The 15,605-nt window shown below is 62.5% G+C and carries 12 protein-coding genes and 2 pseudogenes; 10 read left to right on the top strand and 4 right to left on the bottom strand.

Features of this window, described 5'->3' with window-relative positions; all coding sequences use genetic code 11:
- The first annotated feature begins 32 nt into the window (after nt 1-32).
- The 7 genes and pseudogenes from LRS56_14500 (at nt 33) to araH (ending at nt 8,440) form a co-directional block, all read left to right on the top strand.
- A pseudogene (locus tag LRS56_14500) lies at nt 33-1,356 on the top strand (MFS transporter).
- A 15-nt stretch (nt 1,357-1,371) separates the two neighbouring features.
- Complete coding sequence (gguC, locus tag LRS56_14495) at nt 1,372-2,361, top strand: GguC family protein (GenBank protein ID WDU65540.1); 990 nt, start codon at nt 1,372-1,374, stop codon at nt 2,359-2,361.
- A gap of 10 nt (nt 2,362-2,371) precedes the next feature.
- Complete coding sequence (locus LRS56_14490; protein ID WDU65539.1) at nt 2,372-3,952, top strand: aldehyde dehydrogenase (NADP(+)); 1,581 nt, start codon at nt 2,372-2,374, stop codon at nt 3,950-3,952.
- Nucleotides 3,953-3,979: 27 nt separating this feature from the next.
- Nucleotides 3,980-4,843, top strand: a complete 864-nt coding sequence (locus LRS56_14485; protein ID WDU65538.1) for an SMP-30/gluconolactonase/LRE family protein — start codon at nt 3,980-3,982, stop codon at nt 4,841-4,843.
- Between the two features lie 30 nt (nt 4,844-4,873).
- Nucleotides 4,874-5,878, top strand: coding sequence for a substrate-binding domain-containing protein (locus LRS56_14480; protein WDU65537.1), 1,005 nt, complete (start codon nt 4,874-4,876; stop codon nt 5,876-5,878).
- A 57-nt stretch (nt 5,879-5,935) separates the two neighbouring features.
- Nucleotides 5,936-7,462, top strand: coding sequence for an L-arabinose ABC transporter ATP-binding protein AraG (araG, locus tag LRS56_14475; GenBank protein ID WDU65536.1), 1,527 nt, complete (start codon nt 5,936-5,938; stop codon nt 7,460-7,462).
- Between the two features lie 9 nt (nt 7,463-7,471).
- A complete protein-coding gene (gene araH, locus LRS56_14470; GenBank protein WDU65535.1) occupies nt 7,472-8,440 on the top strand; it encodes an L-arabinose ABC transporter permease AraH in 969 nt (322 codons plus the stop codon).
- A gap of 129 nt (nt 8,441-8,569) precedes the next feature.
- On the opposite strand, the gene LRS56_14465 is transcribed toward araH, so the two are convergent.
- Nucleotides 8,570-9,718, bottom strand: a complete 1,149-nt coding sequence (locus LRS56_14465) for a galactose mutarotase (protein WDU65534.1) — start codon at nt 9,716-9,718, stop codon at nt 8,570-8,572.
- A gap of 138 nt (nt 9,719-9,856) precedes the next feature.
- Here LRS56_14465 and LRS56_14460 point away from each other — a divergent pair, with 138 nt between their 5' ends.
- Nucleotides 9,857-10,624, top strand: a complete 768-nt coding sequence (locus tag LRS56_14460; protein WDU65533.1) for an SDR family NAD(P)-dependent oxidoreductase — start codon at nt 9,857-9,859, stop codon at nt 10,622-10,624.
- 31 nt (nt 10,625-10,655) lie between these two features.
- On the opposite strand, the gene LRS56_14455 is transcribed toward LRS56_14460, so the two are convergent.
- Genes LRS56_14455 through LRS56_14445 form a run of 3 tightly spaced genes read right to left on the bottom strand, consistent with a single transcriptional unit; the run spans nt 10,656 to nt 12,790 of the window.
- Entirely contained in the window at nt 10,656-11,252 is a 597-nt protein-coding gene (locus LRS56_14455; protein WDU65532.1) for a glutathione S-transferase family protein, read from the bottom strand.
- A 36-nt stretch (nt 11,253-11,288) separates the two neighbouring features.
- Nucleotides 11,289-11,801: a G/U mismatch-specific DNA glycosylase gene (mug, locus tag LRS56_14450; GenBank protein ID WDU65531.1), complete on the bottom strand. Its 513-nt coding sequence runs from the start codon at nt 11,799-11,801 to the stop codon at nt 11,289-11,291.
- On the bottom strand, nt 11,798-12,790 hold the full coding sequence (locus LRS56_14445) for an AraC family transcriptional regulator (protein WDU65751.1): 993 nt from the start codon (nt 12,788-12,790) through the stop codon (nt 11,798-11,800). The genes mug and LRS56_14445 overlap by 4 nt, the downstream gene beginning before the upstream one ends.
- 64 nt (nt 12,791-12,854) lie before the next feature.
- On the opposite strand from LRS56_14445, the gene LRS56_14440 reads away from it, so the two are divergent.
- Together LRS56_14440 and yghU are read left to right on the top strand one after the other, a co-directional pair.
- Nucleotides 12,855-14,057, top strand: coding sequence for an MFS transporter (locus LRS56_14440; GenBank protein ID WDU65530.1), 1,203 nt, complete (start codon nt 12,855-12,857; stop codon nt 14,055-14,057).
- Between the two features lie 44 nt (nt 14,058-14,101).
- A pseudogene (yghU, locus tag LRS56_14435) lies at nt 14,102-14,936 on the top strand (glutathione-dependent disulfide-bond oxidoreductase).
- Nucleotides 14,937-15,605 lie beyond the last annotated feature (669 nt).

Raw genomic sequence — 15,605 nt, 5'->3', positions numbered from 1 at the left:
TCTATAAAAACAACAATCGGAGATCGACCCCCATGAGCCAGGAACTGCGGCTTATTCGGCGCATCACGCTGAAACTGATTCCCTTCCTGATCCTGCTGTACCTGATCGCCTACGTGGACCGCTCTGCCGTGGGCTTCGCCAAATTGCACATGGGCGCCGACGTCGGCATCGGCGACGCAGCCTATGGCTTGGGCGCGGGGTTGTTCTTCATTGGCTATTTCCTGTTCGAGATCCCCAGCAACCTGATGCTCGACCGCTTCGGCGCCCGGCGCTGGTTTGCGCGGATCATGATCACCTGGGGCGCCATCACCATCGGCATGGCCTTCGTGCAGGGGCCCCACAGCTTCTATGTGATGCGCTTTTTGCTCGGCGCGGCGGAGGCGGGGTTCTTTCCGGGCGTGCTCTACTACATCACCCAGTGGTTCCCGGTGCGCCATCGCGGCAAGATTCTCGGGCTGTTTATCCTGTCTCAACCGATTGCAATGATGATCACCGGCCCGGTCTCCGGCGGCCTCCTGGGCATGGACGGCATACTGGGCCTGCACGGCTGGCAATGGCTGTTCATCGTGATCGGCACTCCGGCGATCCTGCTGACCTGGCCGGTGCTGCGCTACCTGCCGGACGGCCCCAAGCACGTCAAATGGATGAGCGAGGATGAAAAAGCCTGGCTCACCGGCGAGCTGGCCAAGGACCTGCAAGCCTACGGCCAGACCCGTCACGGCAACCCGCTGCATGCCCTCAAAGACAAGCGCGTGTTGCTGCTGGCACTGTTTTACCTGCCGGTGACCCTGAGCATCTACGGCCTGGGCCTGTGGCTGCCGACCTTGATCAAACAGTTCGGCGGCACCGACCTGATCACCGGCTTCATCTCCGCAGTGCCCTACTTCTTCGGGATCATCGGCCTGCTGATCATCCCGCGCAGCTCCGACCGATTGAACGACCGCTACGGCCACCTCGCCGTGCTCTATGTGCTGGGCGCCATCGGCCTGTTCTTCAGCGCCTGGCTGAGTGTGCCGGTGCTGCAAATGGCCGCGTTGTGCCTGGCGGCGTTCGCGATGTTTTCCTGCACCGCAGTGTTCTGGACCTTGCCGGGGCGGTTTTTTGCCGGCGCCAGTGCGGCGGCGGGCATTGCGCTGATCAACTCGGTGGGCAACCTCGGTGGCTATATCGGCCCGTTCGTGATCGGCGCGCTCAAGGAGTACACCGGCAACCTGGCCTCGGGCTTGTACTTCCTGTCCGGGGTGATGGTGTTCGGGCTGGTGCTGACCTTCGTGGTCTACCGTGTCCTGGAAGCGCAAGCATGTGCTGCCGCACGACCAATTCGCCGCCAGCGCCCGTGGCGCCACACGTACTTAATCAAGGAGACATTGCATGCGTTTAGTTCAGTTCGAGTTGCGCAACGGCGAGCGCCGGGTCGGCGTGGTGGAAGGCAGCAAGCTGCGTGAAGTGCAGACCGCACGCAGCGTGCGCGAGCTGGCGATGGCCGCCATCGAAGCTGGCGTGGGCCTGGCGCATCAGGTGAACAGCCTGGGCCTGGGCGACAGCCATGACTACGCCGCGCTGCTGGCCGACCTGAAAATCCTGCCACCGCTGGACCACCCCGACCCGGCGCATATGCTGATCAGCGGCACCGGCCTGACCCACCTGGGCAGTGCCTCGGCGCGGGACAAGATGCACCAGGGCGGTGACGAAACCGCACTGACCGACACCATGCGCATCTTCAAATGGGGCGTGGAGGGCGGCAAGCCTGCGGCCGGCCAGGCGGGCGTGCAACCGGAGTGGTTCTACAAGGGCGACGGCAGCACCGTGGTACGCCCGGGCGCAGCCTTTGCGGTGCCGCCGTTTGCCGACGATGCAGGTGAAGAACCGGAGATCGCCGGCCTGTACGTCATCGGCCGTGACAGCAAGCCCTATCGCCTGGGTTTTGCGGTGGGCAACGAGTTCTCCGATCACGTGATGGAGCGCAAGAACTACCTGTACCTGGCCCATTCCAAGCTGCGCAATTGCAGCTATGGGCCGGAGCTGCGCGTGGGTGAGTTGCCCCAGCACCTGGCGGGCACCAGCCGCATCCTGCGTAACGGCGAGGAAATCTGGCGGAACGAATTCCTCAGCGGCGAGGCCAATATGTGCCACAGCCTGGAAAACCTCGAGTACCACCACTTCAAATACAGCCAGTTCCTCAAGCCGGGCGATGTGCATGTGCATTTTTTCGGCACCGCGACATTGTCATTCGCCGACGGTATACGTACCCAACCGGGCGACGTGTTCGAGATCAGCCAGGCCGAGTTCGGCGCGCCGCTGATCAACACGGTCGGCCAGGTCGACGCGGTATTCGAGCCCGGCCAAGTAACCCCCCTTTAAGGAGACCTTCATGACTCAGTTCCCAGGCCACAACTACATCGGCGGCCAGCGTAGCGCCCACGGCAGCATCAAACTGCAAAGCGTCGACGCCGGTACGGGCGAAGCCTTGCCTCAGGACTTCTACCAGGCCACCCCTCAGGAAGTCGACGCCGCCGCCAAGGCCGCCGCCGCAGCGTATCCGGCTTACCGCGCATTGAGCGCTGCACGCCGTGCGCAGTTCCTGGACGCGATAGCCGACGAACTGGATGCCCTGAGCGATAACTTCATCGAGTTGGTCTGCCGCGAAACCGCGCTGCCCGCCGCGCGCATCAAAGGCGAGCGCGGGCGTACCAGCGGCCAGATGCGTTTGTTCGCCACCGTGCTGCGGCGCGGTGATTTCTATGGTGCGCGTATCGACAAGGCACTGCCGGAGCGCCAACCGCTGCCGCGCCCGGACCTGCGCCAATACCGTATCGGCCTGGGCCCGGTGGCGGTGTTTGGCGCCAGCAACTTTCCCCTGGCGTTTTCCACGGCGGGTGGCGACACCGCTGCGGCATTGGCGGCCGGTTGCCCGGTGGTGTTCAAGGCCCACAGCGGGCATATGGCGACGGCCGAGCAGGTCGCCGATGCGATCATCCGTGCGGCCGAGGCCACCGAGATGCCGAAGGGGGTGTTCAATATGATCTTCGGCGGCGGCGTCGGTGAGGCGCTGGTCAAGCACCCGGCGATCCAGGCGGTCGGCTTTACCGGCTCGCTCAAGGGCGGCCGCGCCTTGTGCGATATGGCAGCGGCGCGCCCGCAGCCGATCCCGGTGTTTGCCGAGATGTCGAGCATCAACCCGGTGATTGTGTTGCCTCAGGCGTTGTCGGCGCGTGCCGACACCGTGGCCCGCGACCTGACCGCCTCGGTGGTGCAAGGCTGTGGCCAGTTCTGTACCAACCCCGGTCTGGTGATCGGCATCGCCTCGCCTGAATTCACCGCGTTTACCCAGCAAGTGGCCCGACTGATCGGCGATCAACCGGCACAGACCATGCTGAACGCCGGCACCTTGAGCAGCTACGGCAAGGGCCTCGAAAAGCTGCTGGCGCACCCCGGCATTCAACATCTGGCCGGCAGCGCCCAGGCCGGCAAGCAGGCACAGCCGCAGTTGTTCAAGGCCGATGTGAGCCTGTTGATCGACGGCGATGAGGTGCTGCAGGAAGAAGTGTTCGGCCCCACCACGGTGTTTGTCGAGGTCGCTGACCAAGCCCAACTCAGCGCCGCCTTGCACGGCCTGCACGGCCAACTGACCGCCACGATCATTGGCGAACCGGCGGATTTTCAGCAGTTCGCCGAACTCACGCCGCTGTTGGAACAGAAGGTCGGGCGCATCCTGCTCAACGGCTACCCGACCGGCGTCGAGGTGTGCGACTCGATGGTGCATGGCGGCCCATACCCGGCGACGTCCGATGCCCGTGGCACCTCGGTCGGCACCCTGGCCATCGACCGTTTCCTGCGCCCCGTGTGCTTCCAGAACTACCCTGATAGCCTGCTGCCCGACGCGTTGAAAAATGCCAACCCGTTGCGTATCCAGCGGCTGGTGGATGGCACGCCATCGCGCGACGCGCTGTAAAAAAACAACAATAATCCAGGAGGTTTCATGTCGTTGAGCGCAGTGACCGCACACCGTGCACAGTTGGGTGAAGCGCCGTTCTGGGACGCGCCGACCCAGGCCCTGTATTGGGTCAATATCGCCGGCAAACAGGCACTGCGCCTGATGGGCGGGCAACTGCAGACCTGGCAGCTGCCCGAGCACGTCTCGGCCTTTATCCCGTGTGACAGCGGCGATGCGCTGGTGACCCTGAGCAGCGGCGTCTACCGGCTCGACCTCAGCACCGAAGCCTTGACCCTGCTGTGCGTGGCCGACCCGCAACCGGGCAACCGTGGCAATGAAGCGCGCTGCGATGCCCAAGGGCGCCTGTGGCTGGGCACCATGCAGAACAACATCGGCGAGCAGGGTGAAGACCTGCCGATCACCCGGCGCTCCGGCGGGCTGTTTCGCGTCGATGCCGACGGGCAGGTCACGCCGCTGCTGGCTGGCCTGGGTATTCCCAACACCTTGTTATGGAGCGAGGACGGCGGCCACGTGCATTTCGGCGACAGCATGGACGGCACGCTGTACCGCCATGCGATCCAGGCCGACGGCCAACTGGAGCCGGCCCAGGTCTGGTTCGGCCCGCACGCACGCGGCGGGCCGGATGGCTCGGCGATGGACGTTGAGGGCTATATCTGGAACGCCCGCTGGGACGGCAGTTGCCTGCTGCGGCTGACGCCGCAAGGGCAGGTGGACCGCGTCCTTGAACTGCCCGTCAGCCGCCCCACCAGTTGTGTTTTCGGTGGCCCGAACCTCTCCACGTTGTACATCACCAGTGCCGCCAGCCCATTGGATCATCCTTTGGACGGCGCGGTGTTGGCGATTGAAATGGATGTGCCTGGTAAACCCTGTAATCGCTTCGCCGGATAACCCCTAAAAACAACAACAAGGAGTCACCGTATGAATCGTCGTCGTGGTATCCGTTCCCTGTGCTGCGCCGCTGTAGCGGTCTCGGCCATGAGTTTGAGCGGGCTGTTGCTGGCCGCTGAAGAAGTGAAGATCGGTTTTCTGGTCAAGCAGGCTGAAGAGCCCTGGTTCCAGACCGAGTGGGCCTTTGCCGAAAAAGCCGGCAAGGAACATGGCTTTACGGTGATCAAGATCGCCGTGCCCGATGGCGAGAAAACCCTCTCGGCCATCGACAGCCTGGCCGCCAATGGCGCCAAGGGCTTTGTGATCTGCCCTCCGGACGTGTCCCTGGGCCCGGCCATCGTCGCCAAGGCCAAGGCCAATGGCTTGAAAGTCATTGCCGTGGATGACCGGTTTGTCGACGCCAAAGGCAACTTCATGGAGGACGTGCCGTACCTGGGCATGGCCGCTTTTGAAGTCGGCCAGAAGCAGGGCGCGGCCATGGCCGCCGAGGCGAAAAAACGCGGCTGGGACTGGAAGGACACCTACGCGGTGATCAACACCTTCAATGAACTCGACACCGGCAAGAAGCGCACCGACGGCTCGGTCAAATCCCTGGAAGACGCAGGCTTTCCCAAGGACCACATCTTGTTCACGGCGGCTAAAACCCTCGACGTTCCGGGCAGCATGGACGCCACCAACTCGGCCCTGGTCAAGCTGCCCAGCGGCGCGAAAAACCTGATCATCGGCGGCATGAACGACAACACCGTGCTGGGCGGCGTACGCGCCACCGAAAGCGCCGGCTTCAAAGCCGCCAACGTGATCGGTATCGGCATCAATGGCACCGACGCCATCGGCGAACTGAAGAAGCCCAACAGCGGCTTCTTCGGCTCGATGCTGCCCAGCCCGCATATCGAGGGCTACAACACCGCGAAGATGATGTTCGACTGGGTCACCACCGGCAAAGAACCACCCAAGTACACCGCCATGGATGAAGTGACGCTGATTACCCGCGAGAACTTCAAGCAGGAACTGGAAAAAATCGGTTTGTGGAACTGATGGTTTCCCTTGGCGGCCCCGGTTACGGGGCCGCCTGATCCCTGTCACGAGGTGGTTATGCACGCGCAATTACAGACACACGACACCGCTGCCCAGTTGAGTTTCAACGGCATCGGTAAAACCTTCCCCGGGGTCAAGGCGCTGGACGGCATCAGCTTTACCGCCCTGCCTGGGCAGGTGCACGCCTTGATGGGTGAGAACGGCGCGGGCAAGTCGACGCTGTTGAAAATCCTCGGCGGTGCTTATATCCCCAGCAGCGGCACACTGCAGATCGGCGCGCAGACCATGGACTTCAAATCCGCCGCCGACAGCATTGCCAGCGGCGTGGCGGTGATCCACCAGGAGTTGCACCTGGTGCCGGAAATGAGCGTGGCCGAGAACCTGTTTCTCGGGCATTTGCCGACGCGCTTCGGCGTGGTCAATCGTGGCCTGCTGCGCAAGCAGGCGCTGGCGTGCCTCAAGGGGCTGGCCGATGAAATCGACCCGGACGAGAAGCTTGGGCGCCTGTCCCTCGGTCAGCGCCAATTGGTGGAAATCGCCAAGGCACTGTCGCGTGGCGCGCATGTGATTGCCTTTGATGAGCCGACCAGCAGCTTGTCTGCGCGGGAAATCGACCGGCTGATGGCGATCATCACGCGCCTGCGTGATGAGGGCAAAGTGGTGCTTTACGTGTCGCATCGCATGGAAGAAGTGTTCCGCATCTGCAACGCCGTCACGGTATTCAAGGATGGCCGCTACGTGCGCACCTTCGACGACATGAGCGCGCTGACCCACGACCAACTGGTGACCTGCATGGTCGGTCGCGATATCCAGGACATCTACGACTACCGCCCGCGTGAGCACGGCGAGGTGGCCCTCAAGGTCGAGGGTTTGCTGGGGCCTGGCTTGCGCGAGCCGGTCAGTTTTCAAGTGCGCAAGGGCGAGATTCTCGGGCTGTTCGGGTTGGTCGGCGCCGGGCGCACCGAGCTGTTTCGTTTGCTCAGCGGTTTGAATCGCAGCACCGCTGGAAGCCTTGAGCTGTATGGGCAAAAACTGCAGCTGCATTCACCTCGCGATGCCATCGCCGCCGGCGTGTTGCTGTGCCCGGAAGACCGCAAAAAGGAGGGCATCATTCCGCTGTCCAGCGTGGCCGAGAACATCAATATCAGCGCGCGTGGCGCCCACTCCACGTTTGGCTGGCTGCTGCGAGACGGCTGGGAAAAGGGCAACGCCGACCAGCAGATCAAGGCGATGAAAGTCAAAACGCCGAATGCCGAACAGAAAATCATGTACCTGTCGGGCGGCAATCAGCAAAAGGCGATTTTGGGCCGTTGGCTGTCGATGCCGATGAAGGTGCTGCTGCTGGACGAGCCGACCCGGGGCATTGATATCGGCGCCAAGGCCGAGATCTACCAGATCATTCACAACCTGGCGGCCAGCGGCATTGCGGTGATCGTGGTGTCCAGCGACCTGATGGAAGTGATGGGTATTTCCGACCGCATTCTGGTGCTGTGCGAAGGCGCCTTGCGCGGCGAACAAACCCGCGAACACGCGACTGAATCCAACCTGCTGCAGCTGGCCTTGCCGCGCGGCCCGGCGAACTGAGAGACGACCATGACCACCCAAAACAACGCGTTGCCAACGGCACGCAAACCCCTCGATGTGCGGGCACTCCTGGATAACTGGGCAATGTTGCTGGCGGCAATCAGCATCTTTTTGCTGTGCGCCTTGCTGATCGACAACTTCCTCTCGCCGCTGAATATGCGCGGGCTGGGCCTGGCCATTTCGACGGTGGGCATTGCCGCGTGCACCATGCTGTTTTGCCTGGCGTCGGGGCACTTCGACTTGTCGGTGGGCTCGGTGATCGCTTGCGCCGGGGTTGTGGCGGCGATTGTGATGCGCGATACCGACAGCGTCATGCTGGGCATCGGCGCCGCCTTGCTGATGGGGCTGATCGTGGGGCTGATCAACGGGATTGTGATCGCCAAACTGCGGGTCAATGCGCTGATCACCACGTTGGCCACCATGCAGATCGTGCGTGGCCTGGCGTATATCTTCGCCAACGGCAAGGCTGTGGGCGTGTCCCAGGAGCAGTTCTTTATCTTCGGCAACGGCCAGTTGCTGGGCGTGCCGGTGCCGATCCTGATCACCATTGTGTGCTTTGTGTTTTTCGGCTGGTTGCTCAACTACACCACCTACGGGCGCAACACCATGGCCATCGGCGGTAACCCGGAAGCGGCGTTGCTGGCCGGGGTGAATGTGGACCGCACGAAAATCCTGATCTTCGCCGTGCATGGCGTGATCGGCGCCCTGGCCGGGGTGATCCTGGCCTCGCGCATGACCTCCGGCCAGCCGATGATCGGCCAGGGGTTTGAGCTCACGGTGATTTCGGCTTGTGTGCTGGGCGGGGTATCCCTGAGCGGCGGGGTGGGGATGATCCGCCATGTCATCGCCGGGGTGTTGATCCTGGCGATCATCGAGAACGCGATGAACCTGAAGAACATCGACACGTTTTACCAGTACGTGATCCGCGGTTCGATTCTGTTGCTGGCCGTGGTCATCGACCGCATGAAGCAACGCTGAAGTCCTGCCCTGCGACGATCAAAGTGTGGGAGCTGGCTTGCCTGCGATTGCAGCACCTCGGCTTAACTGAAAGACCGAGGTGCTGCAATCGCGGGCAAGCCCGGCTCCCACATAAGCCGGTTCCAGCAGTTAATCGGCGGAGAACTTGAAGATGGTGTTCTGGGTATAGGTCTGCCCAGGGTTCAAACGCGTCGAAGCGAAGTCAGGCTGGTTAGGCGCATCCGGAAAGTGCTGGGTCTCCAGGGTGAACCCGCTCCAGTGCTGATAGGTCTTGCCACCTTTGCCCTTGACCGTTCCATCCAGGAAGTTGCTGGTATAAAACTGCACGCCCGGTTCCGTGGTGAACAGCTGCAAGCGGCGACCGGACGCTGGGTCATGTACTTCGGCGGCGAGTTGCTTGATATCGCCCTTGGTATCCAACGCCCAGTTGAAGTCAAACCCACCTTGTTTTGGCTCGGCGAATTTGAGCTGCGGGTGATCGTCCTTGATGTGCTGGCCGATAGGCGTGGGTTTCAGGAAGTCCATCGGCGTGTCTTTGACCGGCGCCAGTTCACCGGTCGGGATCAAGGTGGCATTCACCGGTGTGTAATGGCTGGCGTGCAAAGTGGCGACCTGCTTGAGGATGTCGCCGTTACCCGCACCGGCCAGATTGAAGTAGCTGTGGTTGGTGAGGTTGAGCACGGTGGGTTTGTCGGTGCTGGCCGTGTAGTCGATATGCAGTTCGTTGTTGTCGTTGAGGCTATAGGTGACCTCGGTTTTCAGGTTGCCGGGGAAGCCCATTTCACCGTCCTTGGACAAGTAACTCAGCTTCACGCCGACCGAGTCCTTGGCCTTGACCGGCTCGGCTTTCCACACGTGCTTGTCGAAGCCCTGGGCGCCGCCATGCAGAGAGTTGGGGCCGTCGTTGAGCGGCACCTGGTAGCGCTTGCCATCGAGTTCAAAGGCACCGCCGGCGAGGCGATTGCCGAAGCGCCCGATGGTTGCGCCAAAAAATGCTGTGCCGGCCTGGTAACCCTGCACCGTGTCGAAGCCGAGTACCACGTCCTCGGACTTGCCGTTTTTATCCGGCACCTTGAGCGACTGCAACACGCCGCCGTAGGTGATCACCGTGGCTTGCATGCCATGGCTGTTACGCAGGATGTACTGTTCGACGGCGGTGCCGTCATTGGTTTTGCCGAAGGGTTTGTGTTCACTGCTGAGCCCTGCGGCCCGGGCGCCGCCACTGGCGATCAGCAGCGACATGGCAAGGCCCGAGAGCAGGTATCGAGGGTGCTTCATGGTCGAACTTCCTTTTGTTGTTTTGAGTGGAATAGTTCTACTAATGTGCGATATTTTGTCGATAAGACAGCAGATTTATAGCCTTTTACCGCGTATTTGCAAAATAAAATAAGACTATTTAAGCGAGGCAAGCGTTATATGAGCACTCAAGCGGCTGTTTATCCCGACCTCAAGGGCAAGACCGTGCTGATTTCCGGAGGCGCTTCGGGAATCGGCGAATTCATGGTGCGCGCCTTTGCTGCGCAGGGCGCCAAGGTGGCCTTTGTGGACCGCGCCCAAAGCCAGGGCGAACGCCTGGCGGCGCTGTTGAGTTCCCAGGGGCATACCGTCGAGTTCGGCTATTGCGATATCACCGATGAAATCGCCTACAAGGCGGCGATCGGGCGCTTTGAACACTCGCTGGGGCCGATCACGGTGCTGGTAAACAACGCGGCCAATGACGTGCGCCACACGCTGGAAGAAGTCGACTCGGAAACCTTCGACAAACTGATTTCGGTCAACCTCAAGCACGCCTTCTTTGCCGCCAAGGCTGTGGTGCCGATGATGAAGGGCGCGGGCGGCGGGGCGATTATCAACCTCGGCTCGGTCGGCTGGATGATGGCCTCGGCCGGCTACCCGGTGTACGCCGCCAGCAAGGCGGCGGCCCATGGCATGACCCGCGCCCTGGCACGGGAGCTGGGGCCGAGCCGCATCCGCGTCAACACCCTGGTGCCCGGTTGGGTCATGACCGAAAAACAGCTGGCGATGTGGGTCGATGATGCGGCCCGCGACCTGATCGCCCGCAGCCAGTGCCTGCCGGGCAGCGTGCTGCCGGAACATATCGCCAATATGGCGTTGTTCCTGGCCTCGGATGCGTCGGCGATGTGCTCGGCGCAGAACTTTATCGTCGACGGTGGCTGGGTGTAGGGCATAACCCCAGCCATCTGATAAGTGTTGTTTATTCGATGGGGTAACGCTTGAAGGCGGGATGCTGCTCCAGGCGTTCAGCATGCCGTTGCAGGTTGGGAAACGCATCCGCCTTCACCACCGACGCCACGGTGAGCTGGCTGAACGACCAGGCCACCGCCGCCGTCAGCGACGCCTGGGTCAGCGCCTCACTGTCAGGCAGTTGCTTGTCCAGCAGCGAATAGGCCGCCAGCAATTGCCCTGTCACGCGCTCGAGCCAGGGTTCATGCAGCTTTTCGGCCGGCCGCAGATTGTGTTCATACACGATCTGTACGCTTTTCTCACAGGCCGCCAACGCCAGTCCAAGCAGCTGCAGGTCTTGGGCGAGCGCTGCGGGTTGCTGGGGCAGCAGCTTTTTGTCGGCCGGGGCCAGGGCTTCGAGGTAGTCCAGGATCAAGCTGGAGTCCATCAGCACCGTGCCATCGTCCAGCACCAGGGTAGGGGCCTTGACCACCGGGTTGATCTGCGCAAATTCATTGAAGGTGCGAAACACCGACAAGGGTTCATGCACAAACTCCACCCCGTACAACTCCAGGGAAATAGCCACGCGGCGCACGTAGGGCGAATCCAGCATGCCGATCAGTTTCATGAAGCCTCCATTGCTCTCGGGGGTTGGCCCAAGAGATTAAGGGCACTCAGTCGCCAAACGCAATTGCCGATATGCCTGCACCAGTTGCTCCAGGCTGAACGCCAGGTTGCGCCCGCTGGGGTTGGGCAGCACCCACACCGACGCCTCGCCCAGTAACTGCGGCTGCAGCCCCCAGGCAATCTGCCGTTGGCCGGACAACGCGCTGTAGCCGGGTTTGCCCAGGAACGCCACAAAGCGCGGGGCATAGCGGCGGATTTTCTGTTCGAAGGCCGCTGCCGCATCGGTGAACTCATGCCGCGCCAACTCGCCGGCGCTGGCGGTGGGGCGCTCCACCACGGTGGTCAGGCCGCAGTGGTAGTGCAGCAGCGTGCGGCCAGCTTCGGGGCGGATTTCATCGGGCGTGAAGCCGGCCAGGTGCAGGGTGCGCCAGAACCGGTTGCTGCGGTTGGCAAAGTGCAGGCCGAGGGCGGCGGAGCCTTTGCCGGGGTTGATCCCGCAGAACACCACGTTCAGGTGCTCGGCGAGGATGTCTTCCAGGCGCTCGCTCATGCCGGGCTCCTGGCCCGGCTCGCCCCTGGCGGTTGCCCGGTGATGCGCTTGAAGGCGCGGCTGAAGGCGGCTTGTGAGGTGTAGCCCAGGCGCTGCGCGACTTCTTCGATGGGCAGCCGCTCCAGGGTCAGCCACTGGCTGGCCAGGCGCATCCGCAGTTCCGTGGCATAACGCAGTGGCGGAACGCCAAGGGTGGCCTGGAAGCGGTCGGCGAATACCGAGCGCGAGGTGTGCCCCTGCGCCGCCAGTTCGGCCACGCTCCAGTCACGGCCCGGTTGCTGGTGCAAGGCGAGGAGGGCGCGGGCCAGGCGTGGATCGCGCAGCGCGGCCACCAGCCCCGACGCATTGCCACAGGCGCATTCGACCCAGCCGCGCACAATCATCGCCGCCACCACGTCCGCCAGGCGCGCGAGGATACCGGCGTAGCCGATACGGGCGCTGCAGACTTCGCGCTCCATGGTCGCCAGGATCGGCATCAACCCTGGGTAGCGCTGGCCCTGCGCATCAATCAGCATCATCGCCGGCATCAAGCGGCCGAGCCCCTGGATGCTGCCCAGTTCAAATTCCATGCAAGCGCTGAAGAGCAAGGTGTCAGGTGAACCCTCGGCGCTGGCCTTTACCGCACACACCGCGTCACCCAGCGTGGTGGCCTCGAAGCTACGGATATCCCGTTCCGGCACGTCCGGGCTCGACAACAACCCGTGCGCGCCGCCGTGGCAGATGAATACTGCGTTGCCGGCCGACAGCGCATAAAGGCTGCCGTCGTCCAGTCGCAGCGTGGCACAACCCGACGCCAGGAAGTGGAAGTAGGCGTGGCCCGGTTTGGCCTCAAAACTGACGCCAAACACCGGCCCGGCCTCGATGCGACGGTACTGCACACCGCGCAAGCGCATGCCCTGCAGCAGTTCATTGATCAGGTCGGAGGAGACGGTAAACGCGTCAGATGCACTCATGCTCGGGGTTTCGATCAAAAACTCAAGGGTTTGCATCATAGATCATCCTGGAGGGCGAACCTAGACTGGCGACTCGCTCATTTCCTGAGGATGTTTTGTGATGACTGATTATGCAGCCCCTGTCGACGCCAGGGTGGCGCCCACCAGCCCCGCCTGGATGGCGGTGTTCTCCCTGGCGATGGGGGTGTTCGGCCTGCTGACGGCGGAATACCTGCCGGCCAGCCTGTTGACGCCGATGGCGCTGGACCTTGGCGTCTCGCAGGCGTTGGCCGGGCAGGCGGTGACGGTCACGGCGGTGGTCGCGTTATTCGCCGGGTTACTGGTGCCAGGCCTGACGCGGGGCATTGATCGACGCGTGGTGCTGCTGGGGTTTTCCACGCTGATGATCGCGTCCAACCTGCTGGTGGCGTTCTCGTCCAGCCTGACCGTGTTGCTGTTGATGCGCATCCTGTTGGGCATCGCCCTCGGCGGTTTCTGGAGCATGGCGGCGGCCGTGGCGATGCGCCTGGTGCCGCCGGCGCTGCTGCCACGGGCGTTGTCGATCATTTTCAGCGGGATTGCCGTGGGGACCGTCGTCGCGGTGCCGCTGGGCAGCTACCTTGGCGGTTTGTATGGCTGGCGCAGCGCATTTGTCGCGGCCGCCGCCGTGGGCGTGGTGACGTTGGTCTTCCAGCTGTTCACGCTGCCGCGCCTGCCTGCGCACGGAGCCGCACGCTTGCGCACCGTGCTTGATGTGCTGTTGCGCCCCGGCATTGCCATGGGCATGTTCGGCTGTGTACTGGTGCACACCGGGCATTTTGCGCTGTTCACCTATATTCGACCGTTTCTGGAAAGCACCACCGGGGTGGGCACTCAAGGCTTGGCGTTGATGCTGCTGGGGTTCGGCGCGGCGAACTTTGCCGGCACGTTGCTGGCCGGCTGGCTGCTGGTGCGCAACCCGCTTGGCACTTTGGTGCTGATGCCGGCGCTGGTGGGGGTTGCGGCACTCGCGCTGGTGCTGTTGCCGGCTTCGCTGCCGGGTCAGGCATTGCTTTTGGCACTGTGGGGCATGGCGTTTGGCGGCGTACCCGTGGCGTGGTCAAACTGGGTGGCGCGTGCTGTGCCGGACCAGGCGGAAAGCGCCGGTGGCATGGTGGTGGCGTCGGTGCAATCGGCGATTGCGGCGGGCGCCGCGGGTGGCGGAGTGATGTTCAGCCTCAGCGGGATTGTCGGTGTTTTTGTTGCCGCCGGTGTGTTGATGGTGCTGGCCGCAGTGTTGATCGCTTGGCGGGTGCAGGTGCCACGGCACACACCTTTGGTTTAGTCTGGAGCGCTTCGTTGATTGCAAGCGCCTATGGAGCAGTAAGCATGACTGACTACGTACCCCCTAAAGTCTGGACCTGGGACACTGAAAGTGGCGGCACTTTCGCCAGCATCAACCGGCCCATCGCCGGTGCGACCCATGATCACGAACTGCCGGTCGGCAAGCATCCGCTGCAGCTGTATTCCCTGGCTACGCCCAATGGGCAGAAGGTCACGATCCTGCTGGAAGAGCTGCTGGCGTTGGGGCATACCGGCGCGGAATACGATGCCTGGTTGATCAAGATCGGCGATGGCGACCAGTTCGGCAGCGGGTTTGTTGCGGTCAACCCTAATTCCAAGATCCCTGCACTGATGGACCGCAGTGGCGCTACGCCGATTCGGGTGTTTGAGTCGGGTGCGATCTTGCAGTACCTGGCGCAGAAGTTCGGGGCGTTTTTCCCCACTGAGCCTGCGGCGCGTGCGGAGTGCTTGTCGTGGTTGTTTTGGCAGATGGGCAGTGCGCCGTACCTGGGGGTGGGTTCGGGCATTTTTATGCGTATGCGCCGAGCAAGATGGAGTACGCGATTAATCGGTTTGCGATGGAAACCAAGCGTCAGTTGGATGTGCTTGATCAGCGTTTGGCGGTGAGTGAGTACATTGCCGGGGGGAGTACACCATTGCCGATATTGCGATTTGGCCTTGGTATGGGGGGTTGGTCAAAGGCCGTTTGTATGGGGATTCGGCGCAGTTTTTGTCGGTGCATGAGTATAAGCATGTGCTGCGTTGGGCGGAGGTGATTGAAGCGCGGCCGGCGGTGCAGCGGGGGCGGCGGGTGAATCGGGTTTCTGGGGAGGTTGGGGAGCAGTTGGCTGAGCGGCATGATGCTGGGGATTTGGATTGACAGTGTGGTGGGGTTGGGGGGTGGGGGTATATCCGTTGCTGCGGTAACGGCCGCTTATGGTTCCGCTCTTACAGCGGGTCACTTTTGGAAAGACCCAAAAGTAACCAAAAGGTCTTCGCCCCATCACTCGGCACCTCGCTCTGGCTCGGTGTGCCCGAACGCAGGCTTGAATCCGTGGGCCGCCGCGATGGGCCATCCATGGCCCAGCGCGGCTAACCCGGCGTCCTGCCGGGTTGCCCACGGATTCAAGCCTGCGTTCGGCCATCGTGATTGACGGGGCGCCTGAGATCAAAAGCGCAGATCAAAAGATCGCTGACTTCGTCAGCGGTAAGGATGTAAGGGCCACGGCAAAAACACAGCAAAGCGAGGCGGCCTGACAGCCGACCTGAGCATTGAAGCCTTCCTCGGTTCAAATGTGGGAGCTGGCTTGCCTGCGAAAGCATCAACTCGGTGTGCCTGATACACCTAGGTGTCTGCATCGCAGCGATGCGGCGACCCGACAAGCCAGCTCCCACAGAAAAGCCAATCCACTGGGATCCCGCTCTTGATCTACACCACTCAGGTCGGCTACTAGGCCGCCGTGCTCTGCTTTTGATTTTGATCTTGATCCTGGGCGCCCCATTAACCACGCTGGCCGCACGCGGGCTTGAATCCGTGGGTAACCCGGCA

The organism is Pseudomonas poae (assembly GCA_028869255.1).
Classification (GTDB): Bacteria; Pseudomonadota; Gammaproteobacteria; order Pseudomonadales; family Pseudomonadaceae; genus Aquipseudomonas; species Aquipseudomonas poae_C.
Note: the sequence above shows the minus strand (reverse complement) of the source record. Positions and strands in the feature narration are given on the sequence as shown.

Excerpts from the sequence above, each read along its gene's own strand:
- gguC (WDU65540.1), top strand. The coding sequence starts at position 1,372 with ATGCGTTTAGTTCAGTTCGAGTTGCGCAACGGCGAGCGCCGGGTCGGC.
- LRS56_14490 (WDU65539.1), top strand. The coding sequence starts at position 2,372 with ATGACTCAGTTCCCAGGCCACAACTACATCGGCGGCCAGCGTAGCGCC.
- LRS56_14485 (WDU65538.1), top strand. The coding sequence starts at position 3,980 with ATGTCGTTGAGCGCAGTGACCGCACACCGTGCACAGTTGGGTGAAGCG.
- LRS56_14480 (WDU65537.1), top strand. The coding sequence starts at position 4,874 with ATGAATCGTCGTCGTGGTATCCGTTCCCTGTGCTGCGCCGCTGTAGCG.
- araG (WDU65536.1), top strand. The coding sequence starts at position 5,936 with ATGCACGCGCAATTACAGACACACGACACCGCTGCCCAGTTGAGTTTC.
- araH (WDU65535.1), top strand. The coding sequence starts at position 7,472 with ATGACCACCCAAAACAACGCGTTGCCAACGGCACGCAAACCCCTCGAT.
- LRS56_14465 (WDU65534.1), bottom strand. The coding sequence starts at position 9,718 with ATGAAGCACCCTCGATACCTGCTCTCGGGCCTTGCCATGTCGCTGCTG.
- LRS56_14460 (WDU65533.1), top strand. The coding sequence starts at position 9,857 with ATGAGCACTCAAGCGGCTGTTTATCCCGACCTCAAGGGCAAGACCGTG.
- LRS56_14455 (WDU65532.1), bottom strand. The coding sequence starts at position 11,252 with ATGAAACTGATCGGCATGCTGGATTCGCCCTACGTGCGCCGCGTGGCT.
- mug (WDU65531.1), bottom strand. The coding sequence starts at position 11,801 with ATGAGCGAGCGCCTGGAAGACATCCTCGCCGAGCACCTGAACGTGGTG.
- LRS56_14445 (WDU65751.1), bottom strand. The coding sequence starts at position 12,790 with ATGCAAACCCTTGAGTTTTTGATCGAAACCCCGAGCATGAGTGCATCT.
- LRS56_14440 (WDU65530.1), top strand. The coding sequence starts at position 12,855 with ATGACTGATTATGCAGCCCCTGTCGACGCCAGGGTGGCGCCCACCAGC.